Source organism: uncultured Microbulbifer sp., assembly GCF_947498635.1.
In the GTDB taxonomy this organism is placed as follows: Bacteria; Pseudomonadota; Gammaproteobacteria; order Pseudomonadales; family Cellvibrionaceae; genus Microbulbifer; species Microbulbifer echini.
Genome location: NZ_CANMKV010000019.1, coordinates 69,065 through 92,409 on the forward strand (window position 1 = coordinate 69,065; position 23,345 = coordinate 92,409).

The 23,345-nt window shown below is 54.9% G+C and carries 21 protein-coding genes; 4 read left to right on the forward strand and 17 right to left on the reverse strand.

Going from position 1 to position 23,345, the window contains the following annotated elements:
* Nucleotides 1–380 precede the first annotated feature (380 nt).
* From lipA to Q1A69_RS11670, 13 genes are all read right to left on the reverse strand, one after another.
* Nucleotides 381–1,364 (reverse strand): lipoyl synthase, encoded by a 984-nt coding sequence (gene lipA / locus Q1A69_RS11610; protein WP_299585417.1) that lies wholly within the window; start codon nucleotides 1,362–1,364, stop codon nucleotides 381–383.
* Nucleotides 1,357–2,058, reverse strand: coding sequence for a lipoyl(octanoyl) transferase LipB (gene lipB, locus Q1A69_RS11615; RefSeq protein ID WP_299585419.1), 702 nt, complete (start codon nucleotides 2,056–2,058; stop codon nucleotides 1,357–1,359). The genes lipA and lipB overlap by 8 nt, the downstream gene beginning before the upstream one ends.
* Nucleotides 2,058–2,339 (reverse strand): DUF493 family protein, encoded by a 282-nt coding sequence (locus Q1A69_RS11620; RefSeq protein WP_299585421.1) that lies wholly within the window; start codon nucleotides 2,337–2,339, stop codon nucleotides 2,058–2,060. Before Q1A69_RS11620 ends, lipB begins: the two co-directional genes overlap by 1 nt.
* Nucleotides 2,340–2,514: 175 nt before the next feature.
* Nucleotides 2,515–3,660 carry a D-alanyl-D-alanine carboxypeptidase family protein gene (locus Q1A69_RS11625; protein ID WP_299585423.1) on the reverse strand — a complete coding sequence of 382 codons (1,146 nt, stop codon included), beginning with the start codon at nucleotides 3,658–3,660 and terminating at the stop codon, nucleotides 2,515–2,517.
* A 377-nt stretch (nucleotides 3,661–4,037) separates the two neighbouring features.
* A complete protein-coding gene (locus Q1A69_RS11630; RefSeq protein ID WP_299585426.1) occupies nucleotides 4,038–4,904 on the reverse strand; it encodes a septal ring lytic transglycosylase RlpA family protein in 867 nt (288 codons plus the stop codon).
* A gap of 149 nt (nucleotides 4,905–5,053) precedes the next feature.
* Entirely contained in the window at nucleotides 5,054–6,064 is a 1,011-nt protein-coding gene (mltB, locus tag Q1A69_RS11635; protein WP_299585428.1) for a lytic murein transglycosylase B, read from the reverse strand.
* Between the two features lie 41 nt (nucleotides 6,065–6,105).
* Nucleotides 6,106–7,251: a rod shape-determining protein RodA gene (gene rodA / locus Q1A69_RS11640; RefSeq protein ID WP_299585430.1), complete on the reverse strand. Its 1,146-nt coding sequence runs from the start codon at nucleotides 7,249–7,251 to the stop codon at nucleotides 6,106–6,108.
* Complete coding sequence (gene mrdA / locus Q1A69_RS11645; RefSeq protein ID WP_299585431.1) at nucleotides 7,244–9,136, reverse strand: penicillin-binding protein 2; 1,893 nt, start codon at nucleotides 9,134–9,136, stop codon at nucleotides 7,244–7,246. The genes rodA and mrdA overlap by 8 nt, the downstream gene beginning before the upstream one ends.
* A 121-nt stretch (nucleotides 9,137–9,257) precedes the next feature.
* Nucleotides 9,258–9,734 carry a 23S rRNA (pseudouridine(1915)-N(3))-methyltransferase RlmH gene (rlmH, locus tag Q1A69_RS11650; protein WP_299585433.1) on the reverse strand — a complete coding sequence of 159 codons (477 nt, stop codon included), beginning with the start codon at nucleotides 9,732–9,734 and terminating at the stop codon, nucleotides 9,258–9,260.
* A gap of 5 nt (nucleotides 9,735–9,739) precedes the next feature.
* Nucleotides 9,740–10,117, reverse strand: coding sequence for a ribosome silencing factor (gene rsfS / locus Q1A69_RS11655; protein ID WP_299585435.1), 378 nt, complete (start codon nucleotides 10,115–10,117; stop codon nucleotides 9,740–9,742).
* Nucleotides 10,117–10,812 (reverse strand): nicotinate-nucleotide adenylyltransferase, encoded by a 696-nt coding sequence (gene nadD / locus Q1A69_RS11660; protein ID WP_299585437.1) that lies wholly within the window; start codon nucleotides 10,810–10,812, stop codon nucleotides 10,117–10,119. Before nadD ends, rsfS begins: the two co-directional genes overlap by 1 nt.
* Nucleotides 10,813–10,848: 36 nt before the next feature.
* On the reverse strand, nucleotides 10,849–12,132 hold the full coding sequence (locus Q1A69_RS11665) for a glutamate-5-semialdehyde dehydrogenase (protein ID WP_299585439.1): 1,284 nt from the start codon (nucleotides 12,130–12,132) through the stop codon (nucleotides 10,849–10,851).
* A gap of 102 nt (nucleotides 12,133–12,234) precedes the next feature.
* Nucleotides 12,235–12,810 (reverse strand): LON peptidase substrate-binding domain-containing protein, encoded by a 576-nt coding sequence (locus Q1A69_RS11670; RefSeq protein WP_299585441.1) that lies wholly within the window; start codon nucleotides 12,808–12,810, stop codon nucleotides 12,235–12,237.
* 194 nt (nucleotides 12,811–13,004) lie between these two features.
* Here Q1A69_RS11670 and Q1A69_RS11675 point away from each other — a divergent pair, with 194 nt between their 5' ends.
* Nucleotides 13,005–13,286 carry a peptidylprolyl isomerase gene (locus tag Q1A69_RS11675; protein WP_299585443.1) on the forward strand — a complete coding sequence of 94 codons (282 nt, stop codon included), beginning with the start codon at nucleotides 13,005–13,007 and terminating at the stop codon, nucleotides 13,284–13,286.
* Between the two features lie 300 nt (nucleotides 13,287–13,586).
* On the opposite strand, the gene Q1A69_RS11680 is transcribed toward Q1A69_RS11675, so the two are convergent.
* The 4 genes from Q1A69_RS11680 to mpl all read right to left on the reverse strand — a co-directional run bounded on the left by Q1A69_RS11680 (nucleotide 13,587) and on the right by mpl (nucleotide 18,645).
* On the reverse strand, nucleotides 13,587–16,169 hold the full coding sequence (locus tag Q1A69_RS11680) for an MMPL family transporter (RefSeq protein ID WP_299585445.1): 2,583 nt from the start codon (nucleotides 16,167–16,169) through the stop codon (nucleotides 13,587–13,589).
* 118 nt (nucleotides 16,170–16,287) lie between these two features.
* Nucleotides 16,288–16,563, reverse strand: coding sequence for a SelT/SelW/SelH family protein (locus tag Q1A69_RS11685; protein ID WP_299585447.1), 276 nt, complete (start codon nucleotides 16,561–16,563; stop codon nucleotides 16,288–16,290).
* Nucleotides 16,564–16,584: 21 nt separating this feature from the next.
* Complete coding sequence (locus Q1A69_RS11690; protein ID WP_299585449.1) at nucleotides 16,585–17,202, reverse strand: flavin prenyltransferase UbiX; 618 nt, start codon at nucleotides 17,200–17,202, stop codon at nucleotides 16,585–16,587.
* A 54-nt stretch (nucleotides 17,203–17,256) separates the two neighbouring features.
* Nucleotides 17,257–18,645, reverse strand: coding sequence for a UDP-N-acetylmuramate:L-alanyl-gamma-D-glutamyl-meso-diaminopimelate ligase (gene mpl / locus Q1A69_RS11695; RefSeq protein ID WP_299585451.1), 1,389 nt, complete (start codon nucleotides 18,643–18,645; stop codon nucleotides 17,257–17,259).
* Between the two features lie 281 nt (nucleotides 18,646–18,926).
* Between mpl and Q1A69_RS11700 the strand changes: the two genes are divergently transcribed.
* From Q1A69_RS11700 to Q1A69_RS11710, 3 genes are all read left to right on the forward strand, one after another.
* Entirely contained in the window at nucleotides 18,927–20,189 is a 1,263-nt protein-coding gene (locus tag Q1A69_RS11700) for a 6-phosphofructokinase (protein WP_299585461.1), read from the forward strand.
* Between the two features lie 495 nt (nucleotides 20,190–20,684).
* Entirely contained in the window at nucleotides 20,685–22,643 is a 1,959-nt protein-coding gene (locus tag Q1A69_RS11705) for a histidine kinase (RefSeq protein ID WP_299585453.1), read from the forward strand.
* Nucleotides 22,644–22,885: 242 nt separating this feature from the next.
* On the forward strand, nucleotides 22,886–23,290 hold the full coding sequence (locus Q1A69_RS11710; protein ID WP_299585455.1) for a hypothetical protein: 405 nt from the start codon (nucleotides 22,886–22,888) through the stop codon (nucleotides 23,288–23,290).
* Nucleotides 23,291–23,345: the final 55 nt, after the last annotated feature.

Here is a 23,345-nt window from a genome sequence, read left to right on the forward strand (position 1 = left end):
TAATTAGCACGCAAATCTAGCGTCTTCCTCATGGATCATCTGTTTGTAGCTTTGATCATTATTTTACCCCTTTGTTTGGGGAAAACATGACAAAACCTACCCAGCGCTGTCTTTTTTCTACCTCTTCAAGTGATGCACTTTAGAGTTAAATTCAAGCATCATTCAAAAATAATAAAAATAATTTTCATTGACCGGTCAGGCATAGATATTTAAGTAGGCAATTCCACAAAGTATAGATTTTTGAAACCAAAATTACAGATAAGGAATAGGTAAGAAAAATAAGACTGAAGGGAAAACAATAAACAGGGACCTTATAAAAAGCACAAGCTGACTAAGCTGGAAGACTAAAAGGGAGGAGCTTTCCCCCCTCTTTTTAAATGTTACCCCACCTTTTCTCCATGGGCCTGCTTATCCGCATGGTAAGAAGAGCGCACTAATGGGCCACAAGCGGCATGCTTAAATCCGATTTGCTCGGCATAGAGGCGGTACTCCTCAAACTCATCCGGATGTACATAGCGCTGTACCGGCAGGTGCTCCTTACTAGGCTGCAGATACTGACCAATGGTGAGCATATCGATGTCGTGCTCACGCATATCGTCCATCACCTGGAAAATTTCTTCCTTTTCCTCACCGAGGCCCACCATCAGACCGGATTTTGTCATGACGTCCGGGCGACGTTTTTTGTATTCCTGCAGCAGCTTCAGGGACCATTTGTAATTGGCACCGGGACGGGATTCTCGATACAGACGTGGTACCGTCTCTAGGTTGTGGTTAAACACATCCGGAGCTTCCCCTTCCAGGATCTCCAGTGCCGTCTCCATACGCCCACGAAAATCCGGAGTAAGAATTTCCACTTGTAAGTTCGGGGAGAGCTGCCGCGCCTCGCGAATACAGTCGGCAAAGTGCTGGGCACCACCATCGCGCAAGTCATCGCGGTCCACCGAGGTGATGACCACATAGCGCAAGCTCATAGCCGAAATAGCTTCGGCCAGGTTCTTGGGCTCTTCTGGGTCCAAAGGATTGGGTTTACCGTGGCCCACATCGCAGAAGGGGCAGCGACGGGTGCAGATTTCCCCCATGATCATAAAGGTCGCAGTGCCACCGCTAAAGCACTCCCCCAGATTCGGGCAACTGGCTTCCTCACAGACCGTGGAGAGCTTTTGTGAGCGCAGAATTTTCTTAATGCGATCCACTTCTTTGGAGGCTGGTACTTTAACGCGGATCCAATCCGGCTTGCGCAGAGCCGTATCGCTGGCAATCACCTTGACCGGAATGCGCTCTACCTTTTCGCCATCGCGTAATTTCTCTCCCTGCTGGAGACGGCGGGTGCGCTTTACCGGCACCAGATCGGGTTTATCAGCCATTATTTAATTCCTGCTGTTCCGCGCTCAGTTGCGCCAATAAAGTATCTTCTAATGGCTGCCACTCCGCCGGGGACAGCTCTAGGGTACGCAGTAGTTCGCGTACAAAATTCTCAGCCACCTGCTTCCAGGTGGGAACCTGCGGTAGCAGTTCGACCATCTGCACCATTTGCATACCGGCGTAACCGCAGGGGTTGATTCGAAGGAAGGGCGCCAGATCCATATCGATATTGATGGCGATACCGTGAAAACTGCAACCGCGGCGAACACGCAAGCCAATTGAGGCAATCTTGTTGCCACTCTGCGGACCCTCGGTCAGGTACACTCCCGGCGCATCCGCTCTGGGAGCCGCGGCTATACCGAAAACCTGCAACATCGCCACGGTGGCATTTTCCAGCGCCGTCACCAGGTTGCGCACACCGATTTTACCACGGCGCAAATCGAGCAGCGGGTAAACCACCAACTGACCGGGGCCGTGATAAGTAACCTGGCCACCGCGGTCCACCTGTACGACCGGGATATCACCGGTATTCAGCAGGTGCTCGGCCTTGCCAGCCTGACCTTGGGTGAATACAGGTTGATGCTCGACGCACCAGATTTCATCGGCGCTATTTTCATCGCGAAGGTCAGTGTAGCGAGACATGGCGTGCCAGACGGTCTCGTAATCCCGCCGGGCGAGGTTGCGGACAATGGTCATCAGAGCACCATATGAACCGCTGGGTGAACTTTCAGCTCCTCAAAAAGTGCCTTGAGCTGCTCCTCCCCGGTGGCGAGGATAAAAAAAGTCATCGAAGTAAATTTCCCCGTGCTGCTGTCACGCAGGGTGATACGATCCTCATCCAGGCCGGGGGCATGACGGCGCATAACGTCCAGCACAAACTCGTGTGCCTCCTCATTGGCGTCACGCACCACTTTGACCATATAGTCTTCGCAGGGGAACTCAATTTTCGGGGGTTTCTGATTGGGATCTTGACTCATACCACTCTCCGGGCCCGGCTGTTAGACATTGAGAAAAGCTTAGGTGCAGCCGGGCGGCGATTATACAGCGAGTACAGGACAGTGGACAGAGAATGGCGGGGGAAGTGGTCAGGGGATTTGGGGGACTGGCCGGCGCAGCTTATCAGCTGCCCCGGCTACCGAGCATTCGCCAAATTTAATTGAAAAAGCCCATAACAAAACGCTTGATAGAGTCCCACATACGCTTGAAGAAGCCCGCTCGATCGACCTCTTCGGCGGCAACGGCCTTTACATCGGCAACTGTTTCGCCATCGAGAGTCACTACAACCTTGCCCACCGGCTGGCCTTTCTCAACCGGGGCCTCAAGTTCACCGTCCACGATCAGGTCGGCCTTAATGCCCTCTTCGCCACCGCGGGGAATGGTGACAAAGATATCCTTTTCCACTGCGATGCCGACACTGGGTTCCTTGCCACCCCAGACGCGTTCGGTCTGTAGAACTTCACCCTGCCCATACACCTTGTGGGTCTGATAGTAACGGAAGCCGTAAGCCAAAAGTTTTTGTGTCTCGGAGGCGCGCTTCTCATCACTGTCGGTGCCGACCACAATGGCAACCAAACGCATACCGCGCTTCATCGCAGAAGCTACCAAGCAGTAACCGGCCTCTTCAGTGTGGCCAGTCTTAATTCCATCAACAGCGGAATCGCGCCACAAAAGGCGGTTGCGGTTGGGCTGGTTGATACCGGAATAGCTGAAGTACTTCTCTGAATAGATATCGTAGTGTTCCGGGTGATTGGTAATCAGGGCGCGAGCCAGGATGCCCAGGTCGCGGGCGGTGGTGACGTGCCCCTCCGCCGGCCAACCGGTGGCATTGACGAAGTTGCTGTTCTCCATACCCAGAAGCTCGGCCTGCTGGTTCATCACCTCGGCGAAGACTTCCTCACTGCCGGAGACATGTTCGGCCAGGGCAATACTCGCATCGTTACCCGACTGGATAATCACGCCGCGCATAAGGTCCATTACCGGCACTTGGTCGCCGACTTTGACAAACATCTTCGAACCGCCCTTACGCCAGGCTTTTTCAGAGATGCGCACCTTGTCTTCTTCTTTAATACTGCCCTTGAGAATCTCCTCAGAGACAATATAAGCGGTCATCATTTTGGTAAGGCTAGCCGGGGGTACCTCTTTATCAGCCTCATGCTCAACCAGCACCTGACCGGTATTGGCATCCAATAGCAGGTAAGAGGTGGCCGCCAGCTGCGGCGGAGCGGGAATAAGTGATTGCGCCTGGGCCAGGCCCGCACAAAGTAAAAGAAAAGAGCAGGCAATAATCCGTGTGATCATAGGTGAGAGTCTCATTAATCCTCGTGTTCGTTGGCTGGCTATTAACCCATTACTTATTTTAAAAGATTAATTCACGGCGAAGGCTTGTCACCAATACCGCGCGCCAGTAATACAAACAAAATACAAGAAAATTCGCGCCAATGCGCAGTATTTTGTGAATGGCCATCCCGTTGGCCATCAAACCGGGGAGCAGTCACTCACTACCCGGTAAAAAAATTATGCGTTGCTTGTACAACCCAGGGGCCAGTACTTTTAGGTCCGACAGGTAAATAATACTTTAGACATATCTGTACCTGGGCTTTCCGCTGACCTGTGGGAGGCCGCGACATGCTCCGTGCCGTATTAACATTCCCCCTGTCCAACCACCCGAATGCGGGTTATTCATACACTACCTGGGGGTCACCAAGCTGGCTTTTTTGTACAGTTTCCCGCGCATTGGCCAGAGCCCGCTGCTGGGAAATCGGACCTATACGCACCCGGTAAAACTGTTTGCCACTGCGGTCAACCGGACTAACAGAAACAGGATAGTCAATTGCCGCAGCCAAGCGAGCCCGAACTTTCTCGGCCTGCGCAGGATTGCTGTAAGCGCCAACCTGTAGGAAAGTATTCTCTGGCAAGCGGATGCTGGCATCCTGCGGCAAGCTGCCAGTGAGATCACCTGCCAGAAGGGTTTCTGTCACGGGTGGCAGGGAATTTGGATCGAGTGCTTCCACTTCAACGCGCGCAACGCCCTTGTCGACATACCCCAGCTTTTGAGCGGCAGTATAACTCAGGTCGATAATTCGCCCGTGAACAAAGGGGCCGCGATCATTGATACGAACAATAATACTGCGCCCGTTATCCAGGTTGGTCACCTTGGCATAACTGGGCAGAGGCAGAGTTTTATGAGCTGCAGACATAGCATACATATTATATATTTCGCCATTGGCTGTGCGCCGCCCGTGGAACTTGGTGCCGTACCAGGAAGCCTTCCCGCGCTCCTTGTAACCTTTCACCGCGTTCCGCACATGATAGGTAACCCCCCTCACCTTATAAGGAGTTTTATTACCGGCCGGGCCAATCGGCTCTCGCACCGGTGTCGGTTCCGGCGTAGCGAGCATATTTACCGGCGCCGTGGGACCGCTGTCCTTAACGCGGTCAAAGTCCCGCTCCCCCTGTTTAGCCGGCTTGGTCTGAGGGCCGCCACAGGCGACCGAAAATAAAGCGGCGAGCAGTACTACTCGCCGTATATTGCGCTGAAACATAATCCCCCCGGCGCGCGGCAACTCCAGGTTGCCGTCTCCAAGCCGCTATTATCTAAAACTGCTTATTGAAACAGAAAATTTTCGATTACAGGTGCTGTCATTAGTTCCCCAGTTCTGACGAATTCCCCAGGGGATTACTCGCGCATTACTCAGCTTTTGCCGCCGCGTGCCTTGACCACTTCCTGGGCGAGCTCGTTCACCGCCATAGCGTAGAGGCGGCTGCGGTTGTAGGTAGTGATGGTGGAAAAATTGTTGAGTCCAAGCCAGTATTGCTTGCCCTGCGCAGTCTGTAGGGAGAAAACAATAGCAGGCATTTCGGGCGCCACCTGGCTGGTAGCATTGAATCCCTTCTCCGCCAGCTCGCCGACGGTCCACTCCGGCTGCAAGGTATCGTTGACGATGGTCATATCCGCATTGGGACGCGGGCTCGCCAGTACGGTCACCGGTTCACCGGGCTTCCAGCCATGCTTAGCCAAATAATTGGCCACACTACCGATCGCATCGGTGGTATTGTTCCAGATATCCACCTTGCCATCATCACTGAAATCTATAGCGTAAGCGCGGTAGCTGGACGGCATAAACTGGCCGTAGCCCATGGCTCCGGCATAGGAGCCTTTCAGGGCGAGAGGGTCCATCCCCTGGTCGCGGGTCAAGAGCAGGTAGTTTTCCAGCTCCTTGGTAAAGAACTTAGAGCGACGCGGATAGTTAAAGGCTAGGGTGGAGAGCGCATCGAGTACCCGGTAGCCTCCCATATTGCCCCCGTAGCGGGTCTCAATTCCGATAATGGCGACGATAACCTCAGCGGGTACACCGTATTTTTTCTCAGCCTCCGCCAGGGCTTCGGCATTCTTATCCCAGAAGTCCACACCGCCGGCAATGCTCTGTGGTGTCAGGAACAGCTTTCTATATTCATACCAGGGCTTAGCTTTTTCCGCAGGGCGCTTGATCGCCTTGAGGATCGAGTCTTTGCGCTTGGCATTGCTCATGAGTTCCTGCATATCTTTGCGGTCAAACTGATGCTCTTGCACCATGTACTCTACGAACTTTTGCGCATCTGTATTATCGCCGTGACCGGGCTCCTGCGCACAGGCTGCCAGGGCCAACCCCATCCCAATCAATAGTCCCGAGGTCCACTTCAAAACCACCGCTCCTGTCTTCATCTCGTGTCTCTACATCCAGTTTTTATTTAGCTGCAGGCCCATTAGAAATGCACTCTGCGCCGCTCTGTCCCTACGGCCATGAGAATACCGAATCCCGCCATCAAGGTAATCAGTGAGGTACCACCGTAGCTGATCACTGGCAAGGGTACCCCCACCACTGGCAACAATCCCGTAACCATACCAATGTTTACAAACACATAGACAAAAAAAGTGAGGGTAATACTCCCGGCCAATAACCTTCCAAACAGGTGTTGTGCCATAAAGCTAATATAGATACCCCGTGCGATCACCAGCACATAGAGCAACAACAGCAACAAAACACCGCGCATGCCCCACTCCTCCGCCAGTACCGCAATAATAAAATCCGTATGACTCTCCGGTAGAAAGTCCAGCTGTGATTGGGTGCCCTGCAGGTACCCTTTCCCGTACATGCCCCCGGAGCCGATTGCGGCTTTCGAATTGAAAATATTCCAGCCGGCACCAAAGCGATCATCGTCGGGATTCAGTAATGTCAGGATGCGCTGGCGCTGATAGTCCCTCAGACCCCACTGCCAAATCGGCCAGGCGGCAACCAACACTCCCATGGCCGCCGCACCGATCATTTTCCAGCTCAATCCGGCCAGATAAAGTGCGAACAGGCCGGAGGCGGCGATCAGGATTGAGGTGCCCAGATCCGGTTGACGCACGATCAACGCGGCCGGCACGGCTACAATGGCTAAGGCGCCAATGACTGTCACTAAAGAGGGGGGCTGGGCGCGCTGGTGCAGAAAAGCCGCCACCGCCATCGGCACGCCAAGCTTCATTACCTCTGAGGGCTGAAAACGAAATCCCGCGATCTCCAGCCAACGCTGGGCGCCCTTGGCACCCGTGCCAAATAGAAGCACCCCCACGAGTAGTGCACACCCCCCCAGATAGGCCCAGGGCGACCAGCGCCGGTAAAAATCCAGAGGAACCTGCGAGACAATTAACATGCCCAAAAATGCCAGGCACATAAAGATAGACTGGCGTCGCACATAGCTCATATCACCACCCGAGGCGCTGTAGAGCATCCCCAGCCCCACGGAGGCCAAAACCAGCAATAAGACCAACAGCGGTACATCGATGTGCAGACGGCGCGCCAAGCTTACCGGTTTTCTGAGACTACCGTGGGCATCGGACAGCCGGTGGGAAAAGTCGCGGCTAGCCATTATCCGCCCCCTCGCTCAATGCGGTTTCCTGGGCCGTCTCCACCTGGGTATCAGGGCGCGGCACCCACTCGGCAAAGAGCTCCCGCGCCACAGGCGCCGCCACTTTGCCACCACCCTCGCCGTTCTCCACCAGAACAGCCACGGCAATGCGGGGTTTATCCACCGGTGCGAAGGCGACAAACAGGGCGTGATCCCGGTGGCGCTCCTGCAGAGCCTCAGAATCGTAACGGGCCCCCTGGGCGATACCCACCACCTGGGCTGTGCCGGATTTACCGGCCACTCGGAAATTGAGTCCCTCACCGGCGCGTTTACCTGTGCCGTCAATGCGATTCACCACCGCTTCCATGCCCTCAAAGACCAGATCCCAATTATTCGGATGCGCCTCCAGGTTATGTAAAACCTCCGGCGGCTGGACCACGCCGTTAACGCTTTTCACCATTTGCGGACGGTAATGTGTACCCCGGTTGGCGATCGTGGCCGTCATCACCGCCAGTTGCAGTGGTGTCGCCAATACAAAGCCCTGCCCCAGTACGGCATTTAAACTGTCCCCAGGGAACCAGGGCATACCCCGCGCACCGCGTTTCCAGTCCCGCGAGGGAAACAGGCCCGCGCGCTCCATCGGCAGGTCGATACCGGTTTTCGAACCCAGGCCAAAGTGGCTGGCCATATCGTGCATACCATCGATGTCCCAGCGGTGCGCCATATCCCAGAAATAAACGTCGCAACTCTGCGCCAAGGCCTGGATTAAATCGACTTTATTGCCGTGTCCCCAGCGGATATGGTCGCGATAAATACGCGGGTCATTGGGCAGCTTATAAAAACCGGGGTCCTTGATTTTGGTCTCACGGGAAATCAACCCCGCCTCGAGTCCACCGAGCCCCATCAATGGCTTTAGGGTGGATCCCGGTGGGTACTGGCCCTGCACGGCGCGGTTAAACAGCGGCACATCGAGGGAATCACTGAGGGCACGGTAATCGGCAAAACTGATGCCGGTCACAAACAGGTTGGGGTCGAAGGAGGGCTTGCTGACAAAGGCCAGGACACCGCCAGTATTTACATCGATGGCAACAACCGCACCGCGTCGATCCCCCAGGGCATCGGAGGCCACCTGCTGCAGTTGGGTATCCAGGTGCAGGCTTAGATCCACACCTGGTTTGGGGTCCTGGCGTTCCAGCACGCGTAGAACACGCCCGCGCGCATTGATCTCCACATTTTCATAGCCCACTTCACCGAGCAAAGTCTTTTCATAGGAGCGCTCCAGTCCGACCTTGCCGATACTGCGGGTACCGCGATACAGGCGCACATCCTCTTTGGTGAAATTACTCAGGTCTCGATCGCTAATACGCCCCACATAGCCCACACTGTGCGCAAAAAGGTCTCCCAGGGCATAGTAACGCACCAGCTCGGCTTCCACAGAAACCCCCGGCATACGGAACTGGTTGACGCTGATGCGTGCGATTTCCTCTTCACTCAGACGAAACCTCAGAGGCACAGGCTCAAACGGGCGGCGGCGCTTCAAACGCTTGCGAAACTTGGCCACATCGCCGTCGTCCAAGCGAACCAAGTGGCCGATTAACTCGAGGGTCGCGCCCAGGTCTTTCACCCGCTCGCGCACAATAGAAAGATTGTAACTGGCGCGGTTATCCGCCAGTAATATTCCGCTGCGGTCGTAAATTAACCCGCGGGTTGGCGCAACCGGACGCACCTGGATACGGTTGTCATCGGATTGAGTGCGGTAGTCGTCGTAATTCACTACCTGCAGGTTGTAAAACCGCGCGACCAAAACGCCCAGCAATACAATCACGCCAATAATGGCCACCAACATACGGTTGCGAAACAATCGCTGTTCCGTGTGTGGATCCTTGAAATGATGATCGTGAGGCATTGGCGTTTTTTGAACGATTTTGACTGGCGCGGGAAAAGTCTAATCGGACTACATTACCACAGCGAGGGCGCGGAGAGAGAATCCCATTTGGCAAATCTCTCCACACTTGGTCGCAAATATCTCACTTGTGATAGGGGTGGCCGGCAAGCAGGGTCCAGGCACGGTAAATCTGCTCGGCCAAAACCACGCGCACCAGAGGGTGCGGCAAAGTCAGAGGGGAGAGCGACCAGCGCTGGCGCGCCTTATCCAGGCACTCCAGGGAGAGGCCGTCGGGCCCCCCGATCAGCAGGCTGACGTTTTCCCCCAAAAGCTGCCAGTCGCGCAACTGCCCGGAAAGTTGCTCCGTGCTCCAGGGCTTGCCTTTTACATCCAGCGCAACCACATGATCGCGAGGACCGATGGCAGCGAGCATGGCCTCCCCCTCTTTCTTGCGCGCCTTGTCAATCAGCGCCGCGGAGCTTTTCTGGCTGCGCTGGCCCAGAGGGATCTCAACCATTTCCAGTGCAATTTCACGGGGCAGGCGCTTGGCGTATTCGGCATACCCCTCCTGTACCCAGCCTGGCATTTTGCCCCCGGCCGCGAGAATGCGAATCTTCACGTTACTCAGCCCTGGTGCGGGTCGCTACCATCCGCCTCGCTGCGGGTATTCGGCGTCATAGACCAAAGTTTTTCCAGGTCGTAGAAACCGCGCACGTCGGCCAGCATTACATGTACCACCAGGTCGCCGTAGTCCACCAGTACCCACTCGCCCAGCTCTTTACCTTCGACACCAATCGGGCGCACGCCCTCTTTTTTGATTTCCTCTACGACATTATCCGCCAGTGACTTCACCTGACGGCTGGAGGTACCGGTGCAAATCAGCAGGTTGTCCATTACATCGGATAATCCGGATACATCCAGGGCGACAATGTCCTTGCCTTTCAGATCTTCCAGAGCATTCAGCGCGATATCTTTAATATTTGTCATAACACCTTGATTCATTACTGGCCGCCTGTGGCGACCGATTCTATGTAAAGTTGATGGTCTTCAATATATTGCAGCACAGTTGCCGGCAGTAGAAAACGCGGCGACTGGCCGCTGCCAAGCAGCTGGCGAATTTGTGTAGCGGAAATTGGCAACAGGGTTTGCTCGCGCACTACCAGGCAGCCGTGGGGTCTGTCGTGCAGATCCGCCACCTCGGCGCGGTGGTACTTCAGTAGCTCTGCTAACGGGTGATGTTCGCCCTGCTCACCCTGTTTCTCTTCGCCGGGCAAATGCCAACCCGGCCGTGTCACCACCACTAGGTGCGCCAGTTCCAATAGCCGCTGCCAGCGGTGCCAAAGGTGCAGGTTCAGCAGGGAATCCAACCCCATACAAAAACTGATGGAGACTTGCGGACCCAGTTCTGCTCGCAATTCCTCTAGGGTATCCACCGTAAAGGTATCACCGCCGCGGTGTAACTCGCGCTCGTCCAGTTGCAGCTCGCTACAGCCCGCTAAGGCCAGTGCCAGCATCTCGCTACGCTGCTGCGAGGAGACTCCCGGACTCTGGCGATGGCGCGGCTGGTGGCTCGGTAACAGGCGCATTTCATCGAAGCCCAGGGCCTGGCGCAGCTCCAGCGCCATGCGCAGGTGGCCGAAATGCACCGGGTCGAAAGTACCGCCAAACAGGGCGATGGTCTGCCGCTTAGTTGCCAAAATTACCTCTTAACTGGCTACCGGAGTCGGGGGAAACTAACGGCGAATATGCCCGTCCCCCAGTACAATCCACTTCTGCGAGGTGAGTCCCTCAAGCCCCACCGGGCCACGGGCGTGGATTTTATCAGTACTGATACCAATTTCCGCCCCCAGACCGTATTCAAATCCATCCGCAAAGCGGGTGGAAGCATTGACGATCACCGAACTGGCATCCACCTCTGCAAGAAAACGCCGGCTGCGGCTGTAATCCTGGGTCACAATCGCCTCGGTGTGGCCGGAGCCGTAACGGGCGATATGATCCATGGCTTCGTCCATATTTGCCACCACACGAATCGCCAGGATTGGGGCCAGGTACTCCTCGCTCCAATCGCTGTCGCCGGCTGCATTGATCTGAGGCAGTATCTCTCTGGTGCGCTCGCAACCGCGCAGCTCCACCCCTTTGAGCATATAGGCCTCGGCCAGGCGCGGCAGGATACCCTCGGCGATACCCTCGGCCACCAGTAAACTCTCCATGGCATTGCACACACCGTAGCGGTGGGTCTTGGCGTTTAGGGCAATTTCAAAAGCCATCTGCTCATCGGCTAGGTCGTCGATAAACACATGGCAGACACCGTGTAAGTGCTTAATTACCGGTACCGTGGCCTCGCGACTGACCCGCTCGATCAGACCGGTACCACCTCGGGGCACGACCACATCCACATAATCGGGCATAGTGATCAGGGCACCCACCGCGGCGCGATCGCTGGTGTCTACCACCTGCACTGCCGTTTGCGGCAACCCCGCCTCGCGCAGCCCCGCACTGATGCAGGCAGCGATAGCCTGATTGGAGTGCAGTGCTTCGCTGCCGCCACGCAAAATAGTCGCGTTGCCGGATTTCAAACAGAGGCTCGCCGCATCTATGGTCACATTGGGGCGGGACTCGTAAATAATACCCACCACGCCGAGGGGTACGCGCATCTTGCCCACCTGGATACCACTGGGGCGGTAACATAAATCCTCAATTTCCCCCACCGGATCGGGCAAATCCGCTACCTGTATCAACCCTTCGATCATCCCGTCGATACGCGCTTCATTGAGCTCCAGCCGATCGAGCAGGGCCGCATCCAGGCCGCGTTCACGACCCGCCTGCATATCCGTGGCGTTGGCCTCGGCCAATTGAATACGCTGGGCCTCCAGTTGTGCCGCAATTGCCCTGAGGGCGCGATTCTTGCCTTCGGTATCGGCGCGCGCCATCAAACGCGAGGCGGCGCGTGCAGCGCGGCCCATCTGTTCGAGTTTGTCGCGGGTGGATTGCAGATCAGTGGTAGTGGTTGTAGTCACTTGGCTCTCCGTGCGAAATCCGGTCGGCCGCGCAGTATACCCCAGTGACAAAGGGTTTAAACGGCATAAATAGGGGCTGAATACCCGGTGTAACTCCCGGATTCACTCCTTAGTCCAACGATCCAGGCTCTCGGCGATGTTGGCCAGGCGTGCCAGCGGGTCTTCCAGAGCCAATAAGTCCACCCGCGCCTTGTCCTCCAGAGGCAACAGCTGGGCCAGCTGCCAGGACAGGGCATCGGCAGAATCGACACTGTCGAATTTGAGAGAGAGATTTTTGGCGCGCTCTTTTAATTCTTCCAGCACGGTCAACAGACCGTCGCAATCGGCCGGTATCGGCCTGGGCGCATTGTCCGGTAACCACTCCACATCACCGAGTAAAAGGCCATCCTCGGCCCGCTCGGTGTGACTGATACGGAAACGCCGCCGCCCGACCACCTGAACATGCAGCAGCCCCCCCTCCCCCTGACTCCAGTCGACAATATGCACATAGACACCAAGAGGCCACACCGAAGCGCTGCCCACCTCACCACCCGAGCGAATCAGCACAGCGCCAAAGCCGCTATCTGTTTTCAGTGACTCACTCACCAGATGTAAATAGCGCTGCTCAAAAATACGCAGCGGCAGGGCAACCCCTGGATATAGAGGGACGCTCAAGGGGAAAAGAGGGATCTGTTGCAAGGTGTTTTCTCGCTGGTGGGTTTGCTCACTAAAGATAACATTGGCAACAGGCTCCGCAGATAGCCGCCGAGTCGTTTTAGCGCCAATCCTGAGGGAGCGGCAGAAATTCCTGCTCGTTCGCGATAATTGCCAGTGGCAAGCGCAGCCTCCAGCTATTAAGCTGCTGCGGTTTATCAAACCAATGGAGACTATTGATGCCCAAAGCAACAGCCCGCCACATCCTGGTCGAGAGTGAAGGCAAGTGCCAAGAACTGAAAGAGCAGATCGAAAATGGTGCAGATTTCAGTAAGGTCGCCGAGCAATTTTCCCAGTGCCCTTCCGGTCGCTCCGGCGGTGACCTGGGTGAATTCAGTAAAGGCATGATGGTGCCTGAATTCGACAAGGTCGTTTTTTCTGAAGAGCTGCACAAGGTGCACGGCCCGGTGAAAACCCAGTTTGGCTACCACCTGCTGGAAATCACCAGCCGCCAAGACTGATAGCTCAGAGGCTTTCAACCAACAGAAAGCCACCTCAATGCCGGACAGTACAGACTTTCTTTCACTGATCGGGCAAGAAAAATCCGGAATTCCCAGCGGGGATTCCGGATTTTTTTATGTAATTCAATCAGGCTGCAAATCCTACCTACCCTGTCGCCCAGCACTCTCTGAAGCCGATACCAACCTCCTCACTGCGAACTACAAATGCCCCTTAAAAAGAAAATGCCAGCCAGTTAAGCCTACTGACTGACATTGGGGATAGATCCGATTGCTTTATTTTCAAAAATTCACCGTGGTTATTTAGGCACCGGCGGCAGATTCGGGCATTTCGGCTTCGCCCTCAACCTCGGCTTTGGCTTTGGCTCCCAGGGGCTTAAACATCACCAGCAATAATGGCAACAGGGTGAGTGAGCCCAATAGCGCCGCAGACATCGCCAGCGCCGTCAGCAGACCAAAATAAATCGACGGTACAAACTTGGACAGGGCCAGGATCGAGAAGCCGGCGATAATCGTGATCGCCGTATAAAACATGGCGCGACCGATCGTCGCATGGCTGCGGTGCATGGTGGCCAGGTAGTTACCATCTTTGGCAAACTCAGCGCGGAAGCGATACAGGTAGTGGATCGCGTGGTCCACGCCGATACCGACGGTAATCGCGGCGATAGTGATGGTCATCATATCCAGTGGGATACCGGCGAGGCCCATACCCCCGAGCACCACACAGGCCGCCAGCATATTCGGCACCAGCGCAATGATGGCGATCGACAGGGAGCGGAACAGCACCAGGAACATCAACAGAATGCCCACAAACACCGCACCCAGAGTCAGAATCTGTGATTTGAACAGGCTCTGCAGCATATTGTTGTACAGTACCAGCAAGCCAGTCTGGTGAATATTTTCCGGCGCTATGCCCATTTCGCTGTGGGCGTAGTCGTAAATACGCTCAATCAACTCACTGCGGCGCAGGTTCGGGTCGGTTTCCATCACACGCAGAGTGATGCGTGCCTGGTTGTGCTCCACCGAGAGGTAGGGGTCCACCAGTACACCGCGGATTTCTGCCGGCAGGCTGGTATTGGCCACCGCCAGTTCGAAGTCGTTGAGCTGACCGCCTTTCAGATCGCGGGCCACCTTATACAGCGTGGCCAGGGACTGCACCTTGCCGATCTCCGGCTGCTCTTCCAGATAATCGTGCAATTGCTCCAGCGTGCTGAGGCCGGCCACGGTAAACCAGTAGCTCTGCTCTGGGGCCGCCTCTTCGCTGCCGAAGGGGTCCTCGGAGGCAAAGGGGTCCTCTTCCACCGCAAACGGATCTTCTTCCGCTTCCATCGCAAAAGGATCTTCCTCGCCCTCAAAGGCCGGCTCTTCTTGCTCGGGTTTATCGAGGATAATATCCAGAGTCACGGTGCCACCCAGGCGGCGGTCGATCACCAGCATGCCTTGATAAATCTCGGTGGAATCATCGAAGTAATCGATAAAACGGTTTTCCACCTTGAGCCGGGACATACCCACCACACTAACCACCGCAGCCAGTAGGGAAACCCCGAGTACCACAAACTTATGGCGCTCGGCAAAGCTGGAAAAACGCAGGGTAAACGCGTGGGAGTTATCCTCGCTCACCTTGCCCTGGCGCTTGGGCAGAATCATCAAAAAGCTGGGAATGATCAGGAAAGACAATATCAGGGCCAGAGTAACGCCCAGGGTCATCATCCAGCCGAAGTCGATCACCGGGCGTATACCGCTCACCACCAGTGAGGCAAAGGCAACAATCGTGGTCAGAGCCGTATACAGACAGGGCTTAGCCATAAAGCGCACGGTCTGCAGCACCAGTTCCTGACGCCCCCACTGGGGGTTTTGCGCAATATATTCGCGGTAGCGCACCGCAAGGTGGATAGTGATGGCCAGAGTGATAATCAGCAACAGTGCCACAAAGTTCGCAGAAATCACCGTCATACGCCAATCGAGCCAGCTGAACAGCCCCAGGATCATTACCGCGGTGGTGACACAGGTGAGCAGTGGCAGCATTACCCAGCGCGGCTGGCGGAAGATCAACAACAGGGTAAGGATAATGAAAGCGAGAATACCTACCCCGAACACCACCAGATCGCTTTTGATAAACGAGATCATATCCGCGGTGATCATGGTCACACCGCCGAGGAACAACTCCGCCTCGCCATCGTAACCGGCGAGAATGGCCCGCACCGTAGCCACTCGCTTGTGCGCCTCCTGCTCCTGAATAGTGCGGTGCTCCAGATAAATGGCACTCACCTCTTCAAGGCGCGCCGTTTCCTCCGCAGAAAGCCCCTCGCTATTGCGCTTGCGGCGCAGGGCATCGCGCTCGCGCACCAGTTCAATACCGCGACTATCCAACTTGAGGTTGGCGAGCAACGCGGTGGTCTGGCCATCGGGGCTCAGGATCAATTCGCGGTAGATAGGGCTGGAGAGAAACTCCTGGCGGGCCAGGTCCCGATCGGTATCCGACTGCGACAGAGTGCGAATCTCGTCGGTAATATCGGTCAGGGACAGTTTGGGGCTGTACAGCAGCGGTACATCGAGAATGGTCTGCACACTGGAAACGCCATCCACCCCGGCGAGCTCGTCGCGCAGCTTGCTCAGGGTTTGCAGAGATCTATCGCTAAACAGGTCGCCGTCTTTATAGCGGTAGGTAACTACCAGGAAATCCCCACTGGCGTAACGCTCGGCAATCTCACGGAAGTAATCTAGGGATTTGTCCGCTTCCAAGGTGAGGGAATCGGCCGAGGCGTCGATCTTGAAGCGGGGCAAGCCCAGTGCCGCCAGCAGTGTGAGCAGGCCGATCACCACCAATACAGCCACAGGCCGCTTGGTCACCAGGTATTCGTAACAATTCTTGAAAGCTGACAGCATAAGTTTCCGCTTCTATCCAATAAATCAGTGGGCCGCGATGCGGCGCATATTTTGATCGCCCCGACGGTGCTGGTGCAAATACAAAATTTGCGTTTACACGGCGCTATTGGAAATATTTTCAGGGAGTATCGATATGTCCCAGGTCGCGCTCGGGAAACAGCAGGTCCCGCACGCGCCGCTTCAGTTCCTTTGCTCCGGGAAAACCGCCATCGCGTTTGCGTTCCCAGATCAAATTTTCACCAATGTGGATTTCGAATACTCCTCCAGTTCCGGGTTGTAATGCAACCTCCTGGAGGTCATCGGCAAAGGTATAAAGCAACTCCTGGGCCATCCAGGTAGCCCGCAACATCCAGTTGCACTGCACACAATAATGAATAGTTATACTCGGCTTCACGGTATTCGCCCCCTCAGAGGTCTACGCACCCCAGGCGGGCAGTAACTTCTGTTCCACGCCCAACTGGTCGAGCATTCTCGCCACCACAAAATCCACAATATCCTCAACCGTGCGCGGCTTCTGATAAAAGCCGGGGCTGGCCGGCAGGATCATCGCGCCCATACGGGTAAGTTTGAGCATATTTTCCAGATGGATTTCTGAATAGGGCGCTTCGCGCGGAACCAAAATCAGCTGGCGGCGCTCTTTCAGGGCAACATCCGCAGCGCGTTCGATCAAGTTATTCGAGGCCCCACAGGCGACCGCCGAGAGCGTGCCGCCGCTGGCCGGACAGATCACCATACTGGCCGGGGCGCCTGTGCCGGAGGCCACCGGGGAAAACCAATCGCGCTTGCCAAAAAGGGTTAACTGACCCTCTTTTGCCGCGAATCGATCGGCGAGAAAAGCCTGCAGGGTTTCATCATCCCCCTCGGGCAAGAGCAGATCAGTCTCGGTATTGATAACCACCTGTGCCGCATCGGACATTAACAGCCACACACGCACATTAGAGGCGAGCAGGCACTGCAGCAGGCGCAGGCCGTATTGGGCCCCGGAGGCCCCGGTCATCGCCAGGGTGACGGTTTGATCGAAAGTGGGCGGCAAGGTTGATCCCTCAGTTGTGCAACCACAGCCATCGGCTGTGGTCACCGATGTTGATTAAGTTGGGCGGTTGTATTTTTGTTCCAGGGCCCCCATCAGGCGCTGGTGAATACCGCCAAATCCGCCGTTACTCATCACCACCAGGTGACTGCCCTCACCGGCGAGCTGTAGGGCCGATTCCACCCCAGCTTCAATGGTGTCAAAAATCTTTGCGGGTACCGGGGAGTGATGGGTAACCTCTTCCAGAGACCAATTCATACCCTGGGGCTGATACCAAAGCACCATATCGGCACCGCTGCAGGCATTCGCCAATTGATTCTGGTGTACGCCCATACGCATAGTGTTGGAGCGCGGTTCGATCAGGGCGATGATTTTGTCCTCGCCCACTTTGGCTCTAAGCCCACTGAGAGTGGATTCGATTGCCGTGGGGTGGTGGGCAAAGTCATCGTATACGCGAATACCGGCCACTTCACCGAGGCACTCCATACGGCGCTTCACCCCCTCGAATCGGCCCAGCGCGGCGGCGCTCAGCGCCGGTACCACACCCACATGCCGGGCCGCTGCCATGGCCGCGAGGCCATTGCGCACATTGTGCATACCGGTGAGATCCCACTCCACACGCGCCACCTCGGCCCCTTCCAACTGTACGGAGAAGCTACTGCCATCCGCAGCGATATCCACCGCGCGCCAGTCTCCGGCGCCGATATCTTGCTGGTCTTCGCTAGCGAAGCGCTGCACTTCACTCCAGCAGCCCTGCTCCAGTACCTGTTCAATATTTTCCTCTGCAGCGGCAACAATCAGACCATTTGCCGGTACGGTACGCACCAGATGATGGAATTGCCGCTGGATTGCCGCCAGATCATCGAAGATATCCGCGTGATCGAATTCCAGGTTGTTGATAATCACCGTGCGCGGACGGTAGTGCACAAACTTGGAGCGCTTATCGAAAAAGGCGGTGTCGTATTCGTCCGCCTCCACAATAAAGAAGGGAGACTCCCCCAGTCGTGCCGACACCCCGAAATTCCCCGGTACGCCACCGATCAGGAAGCCCGGTCGCATATCCGCCACTTCCAGAATCCAGGCCAGCATACTGGCCGTGGTGGTTTTGCCGTGGGTGCCAGACACCGCCAACACCCAGCGCCCGCCGAGAAAGTGGTCGCACAGCCACTGGGCACCAGAGGTATAGGGCAGCCCCTGTTCCAGCACCGCTTCCACGGCGGGATTACCGCGAGACATGGCATTGCCGACAATGACCAGATCCGGCGCCGGCTGCAGTTGGCCGGGGTCATAGCCCTCGGTGATCTGGATACCCGCCTGCTGTAATTGAGTGCTCATGGGCGGATAGATATTGGCGTCGCTGCCGGTGACCCGGTGTCCTTCGGCCACAGCCAACTGGGCTAGGCTGCCCATAAAGGTGCCGCAAATACCTAAAATGTGGATATGCATGGCGGAAATCTGTACTCCTCGAGGTTGCGGCGCAAGCTTAACATGGCGAAACCGGGCAGTAATTGCCAAATACCCCGTTTGCCATGCAATTTATTCGCTATTCCATTAGACTCCGCCCCCGCACAGATCGGCCTCACCCCCAGTAGGGTGGTAGGAGTTTTCCAGCAGTGGCCGACACCCGATACGAGCTCCCGGAGTTCCCCACAGGTACCAACCTAAGAGTGCCTGATGAACCGCCGGATCGGGTCACCTCCCAAGATTTCTATGAAAACAGGATAACCATGTCGAAGAAGAACGCCTTTTACGCGCAGTCCGGTGGTGTGACTGCCGTAATCAATGCCTCCGCCTGCGGCGTAATTGAAGCTGCCCGTGAGAACCAGGACAAAATCGGTAAAGTCTACGCGGGACTCAACGGCATCCTCGGCGCACTGCGCGAGGAACTGATCGACGTGAGCCAGGAGAGCCTGGAAGATATCGCCGCACTGCGCCACACCCCCTCCGGCGCCTTCGGTTCCTGCCGTTACAAGTTAAAGAGCCTGGAAGAGAACCGCGCCGAGTACGAACGTCTGATCGAAGTGTTCAAGGCCCACGACATCGGCTACTTCTTCTATAACGGTGGCGGTGACTCCGCCGACACCTGCCTAAAAATATCCCAGCTGTCCGAGACCATGGGCTACCCCATCCAGGCCATCCACATCCCCAAGACTGTGGATAACGACCTGCCGTTGACCGATAACTGCCCCGGATTCGGCTCCGTAGCCAAATACGTCGCGGTTTCCACTAAGGAAGCCGCCATGGACGTGGCCTCCATGTGCGCCACCTCGACCAAAGTCTTTATTCTGGAAGTCATGGGCCGCCACGCCGGCTGGATTGCCGCTGCCGGCGCCCTGGCCCAAGAAGAAGAAGGCGATGCGCCACACATTATCCTGTTCCCGGAAGTGGCCTTCGACAAAGAAAAGTTCCTGGCCAAAGTACAGAAGACCGTGGACGAGAAAGGCTACTGTGTGATTGTCGCCTCCGAAGGCGCCCAGTACGAAGACGGCACCTTCCTCGCCGACGCCGGCACCACTGATGCCTTCGGCCACAAACAGCTGGGCGGCGTAGCGCCGACCCTCGCAAATTTAATCAAGAGCGAGCTGGGCTTAAAATACCACTGGGCACTGGCCGACTACCTGCAGCGCGCCGCCCGCCATATCGCCTCCGCCACCGACGTAGAGCAGGCCTACGCCGTGGGCCGTGCCGCCGTGGAAATGGCGGCAGCCGGCAAAAACGCGATTATGCCGGCCATTATTCGCGCAGAGGGTGAAGAGTACAGCTGGTCTATCGCCGAAGCGCCGCTGTCTGAAGTGGCCAACGTGGAAAAATTTATGCCGAAAGACTATATCAGCGAAGACGGTTTCGGCATTACCGCAGCCGGTCGCGAGTATCTGTTGCCACTGATTCAGGGTGAGGACTACCCTCCCTATAAAAACGGCGTACCCCAGTATGCCAAACTGAAAAAGCAGCTGATTGAAAAGAAGCTGGATACTGAATTTAAAGGCTAAGAAAAAATCTTTACCCTGAATCAAAAAAGCCCCCGAATAAAATCGGGGGCTTTTTTTTGCGCTTACTTTATGAATACCAACATCATAAGCCTTTCAAGGTTTCATACCGATCCAAATAATACAACAATCCCCTTCCCAGCCTTACTCTTAACTCCAAACTGACCTCTTGGCCGTACTTCCAAAACTCACCCAAAAAAGAACAATTCAGCAATACACCGACCCAACAAATAAAAACAAATCACCCCAGGTGTACCAATTAACAAAGTGAGGCAAAAGTATAAAACCTTTATAAACGGATGCCATTCATAACCACTCACCCAAAACACAGCTTTCAAAGCCGAAAACATCAACAACCAAAAGTCAATCAACAAAAAATAAAAATATTGATTTTGAAAACCCCATCAGAAAAATCCAATCACTATCGTGATGAGCAATTGAATTGCGGAAGGAACTATTTGCATAATCAAACGCCAAAGTTCACAACCATTAAAAATCATGCTCAGTAAAACCATTCAGCTCACTTTTATCACCCTGCTGCTCTCCGCTTGTAGCGGTGGCGGATCAGGTAGCAGCAATAACGACACTACCGCTGAAGAAACCCCACCGGTAGCGGACGCGCCCTCAACGGGTGGCGATACTCCGCCAGAAACAACCGATCCATCAACAGGAGATGATACTCCGCCGGAAACAGGAGATCCCTCAACTGGAGATGACACCCCGGCCACACCTGCGCAGGCAAAAGATCTCACTTTAAGTTTTGAAGCAATTAAAATTTTTCGCTTCGACTGGACCGATGCAGAAGGGGCCAGCCACTACCACCTGCTGGAAAATCCCGACGGCGTCTCTGGTTTTAGCCCGGTTGCAGAAAATATTCCCCAGGGCACTGAAACCCAAGCATTAGAGATAGAAGCTGCGTTGTATAACCGCACCAATGCACAATATATGCTGCAAACTTGCACTATCGAAGAATCCGAGGAACAGTGCATTGATTCAGAAATACTCTCTGTTAACGATACTCTGGCTGACAGCATTGGCTACCTCAAGGCGAGTAATACCGATACCGAGGATCTATTTGGCGGAGTGATAAGCCTTAGTGCCGATGGCCAGACCCTGGCTGTGGGCGCTGATAATGAAGATAGCAATACCACCGGTATTGATGGCGATGAAAACAATAATGATGCAACTAATTCCGGGGCAGTTTACATCTTTGCCCGCAATCAAAACCGCTGGCAACAGCAGGCCTATCTCAAGGCTAGCAACACAGGTTTTGATGATCGTTTTGGCCGGGCCCTTAGCCTCAGTGCTGATGGCCATACCCTCGCAGTAGGAGCAGCCCAGGAACGCAGTAAAGCCACTGGTATTAATGGTGATCAGAGCGACAACAACGCTAAATGGTCCGGCGCAGTCTACATTTTTACCCGCAATGAAAATACCTGGCAGCAACAGACTTACCTAAAGGCCAGTAATACCGATGCAGACGACACCTTTGGCAACTCGTTAAGCCTAAGTGCCGACGGCCAGAGCTTAGCTGTGGGAGCTCCCCTAGAATCGAGCGCAGCCACTGGTATCAATGGTGATCAACAAGATAATGAAATATCGGGAACCGGGGCCGTTTATATCTTTGATCGCGATGAAGACAGCTGGCAACAGCAAGCCTATATCAAAGCTAATACTACGGATTCCTATGACCATTTTGGTATCTCGGTCAGCCTTAGTGGCGATGGACGGACCCTGGCGGCAGGAGCTTCGAATGAAAGCAGCAGTGCCACCGGAATCAATGGCGATGAAAACGATGATAGCGCTTCAGGTTCTGGAGCTGCTTATGTCTTTACACGCAGTGGAGATAGCTGGCAACAGCAGGCTTACATTAAAGCCAGCAATACCGATAAAGGAGATGGATTTGGTGGAGCACTCAGCCTAAGTGCCGATGGTCTGACTCTCGCGGTAGGTGCTAGAAGAGAAAAGAGTAGCGCTACCGGCATTAATAGCGATGAGAGCGATAATAGTCTTAATGCATCCGGAGCCGTATATATCTTTGCCCGCACTGAAGATAGCTGGCAACAGCAAGCCTACATTAAGGCCAGTAATACAGATGAATATGACAGTTTTGGCAACTCAATGAGTTTAAGTGCCGATGGCCAAATCCTTGCGGTAGAGGCTCCATACGAAAATAGTCGTGCTATCGGCATCGGCGGTGACCAGCTGGATAATTCCGCAGATAACAGTGGAGCCGTGTATATCTTTGTTCGTAGTGAAAATAACTGGCAGCAGAAAGCCTATTTAAAAGCCAGCAATGCAAGTCGAGCAGACCTTTTTGGTCACTCAATCAGTCTCAGTGCCGATGGCCAGACTCTCGCTGTAGGGGCTCGGAAGGAAGATAGTAACGCCACCGGTATCGGGGGTAATCAACAGGATGACTCCGTATTAGATAGCGGGGCGGTGTATATCTACTAACGCCTTACCGCCTGAGAAACTGAATTCTAGGCCTGAAGCCCTCGGATAAAACCGGGGGCTTATATATATCTACTTCTTTCGTATCAATACCCAAAACCCAATTCTAGATTCCATAACTGCTTAACCGAAGAACCCGACATAAAACCATTCAGTTCGTCTTACTTGCTCTGCTAGTCTCCGCCTGTAGCGGCGGCGGATCGGATAGTAGTGATAACGACAGTGCCACAGAAGAAAATCCGCCAGTGGCCGATGCTCCACCAGAAACAGAGAATCCCTCAACTGAAGATGACACCCCGGCCAAACCAGGGCAGGCAAAAGATCTCACTTTAAGCTTTGAGGCGGTTAAGATTTTTCGCTTCAACTGGACCGATACAGAGGGGGCCAGCCATTACCACCTGCTGGAAAATACCGATGGCGTCTCCGGTTTTAGCCCGGTTGCAGAAAATATTTCCCAGGGCAGTGAAACCCTGGCATTAGAAATAGAGGCAGCGTTATATGACCGCACTAATGCACAATATATGCTGCAAGCCTGCATTGGCGAAGGGGCGCAAGAGCAATGCAGTGATTCAGGGATACTCTCTGTAAGCGATGCCTTGGTAGACAGTATTGGCCACCTCAAACCAACTATTAACCCGGCGATCCTATAGTTCTATATAATATCCAAATGGATATTATTGATGCAAGAAAATTACCCGCTTCCGC

Excerpts from the sequence above, each read along its gene's own strand:
- rodA (WP_299585430.1), bottom strand. The coding sequence starts at position 7,251 with ATGGCTAGCCGCGACTTTTCCCACCGGCTGTCCGATGCCCACGGTAGT.
- mltB (WP_299585428.1), bottom strand. The coding sequence starts at position 6,064 with ATGAAGACAGGAGCGGTGGTTTTGAAGTGGACCTCGGGACTATTGATT.
- Q1A69_RS11705 (WP_299585453.1), top strand. The coding sequence starts at position 20,685 with ATGCTCAGTAAAACCATTCAGCTCACTTTTATCACCCTGCTGCTCTCC.
- mpl (WP_299585451.1), bottom strand. The coding sequence starts at position 18,645 with ATGCATATCCACATTTTAGGTATTTGCGGCACCTTTATGGGCAGCCTA.
- Q1A69_RS11630 (WP_299585426.1), bottom strand. The coding sequence starts at position 4,904 with ATGTTTCAGCGCAATATACGGCGAGTAGTACTGCTCGCCGCTTTATTT.
- mrdA (WP_299585431.1), bottom strand. The coding sequence starts at position 9,136 with ATGCCTCACGATCATCATTTCAAGGATCCACACACGGAACAGCGATTG.
- Q1A69_RS11680 (WP_299585445.1), bottom strand. The coding sequence starts at position 16,169 with ATGCTGTCAGCTTTCAAGAATTGTTACGAATACCTGGTGACCAAGCGG.
- lipA (WP_299585417.1), bottom strand. The coding sequence starts at position 1,364 with ATGGCTGATAAACCCGATCTGGTGCCGGTAAAGCGCACCCGCCGTCTC.
- rsfS (WP_299585435.1), bottom strand. The coding sequence starts at position 10,117 with ATGAATCAAGGTGTTATGACAAATATTAAAGATATCGCGCTGAATGCT.
- Q1A69_RS11625 (WP_299585423.1), bottom strand. The coding sequence starts at position 3,660 with ATGATCACACGGATTATTGCCTGCTCTTTTCTTTTACTTTGTGCGGGC.
- Q1A69_RS11620 (WP_299585421.1), bottom strand. The coding sequence starts at position 2,339 with ATGAGTCAAGATCCCAATCAGAAACCCCCGAAAATTGAGTTCCCCTGC.
- Q1A69_RS11675 (WP_299585443.1), top strand. The coding sequence starts at position 13,005 with ATGCCCAAAGCAACAGCCCGCCACATCCTGGTCGAGAGTGAAGGCAAG.
- Q1A69_RS11700 (WP_299585461.1), top strand. The coding sequence starts at position 18,927 with ATGTCGAAGAAGAACGCCTTTTACGCGCAGTCCGGTGGTGTGACTGCC.
- lipB (WP_299585419.1), bottom strand. The coding sequence starts at position 2,058 with ATGACCATTGTCCGCAACCTCGCCCGGCGGGATTACGAGACCGTCTGG.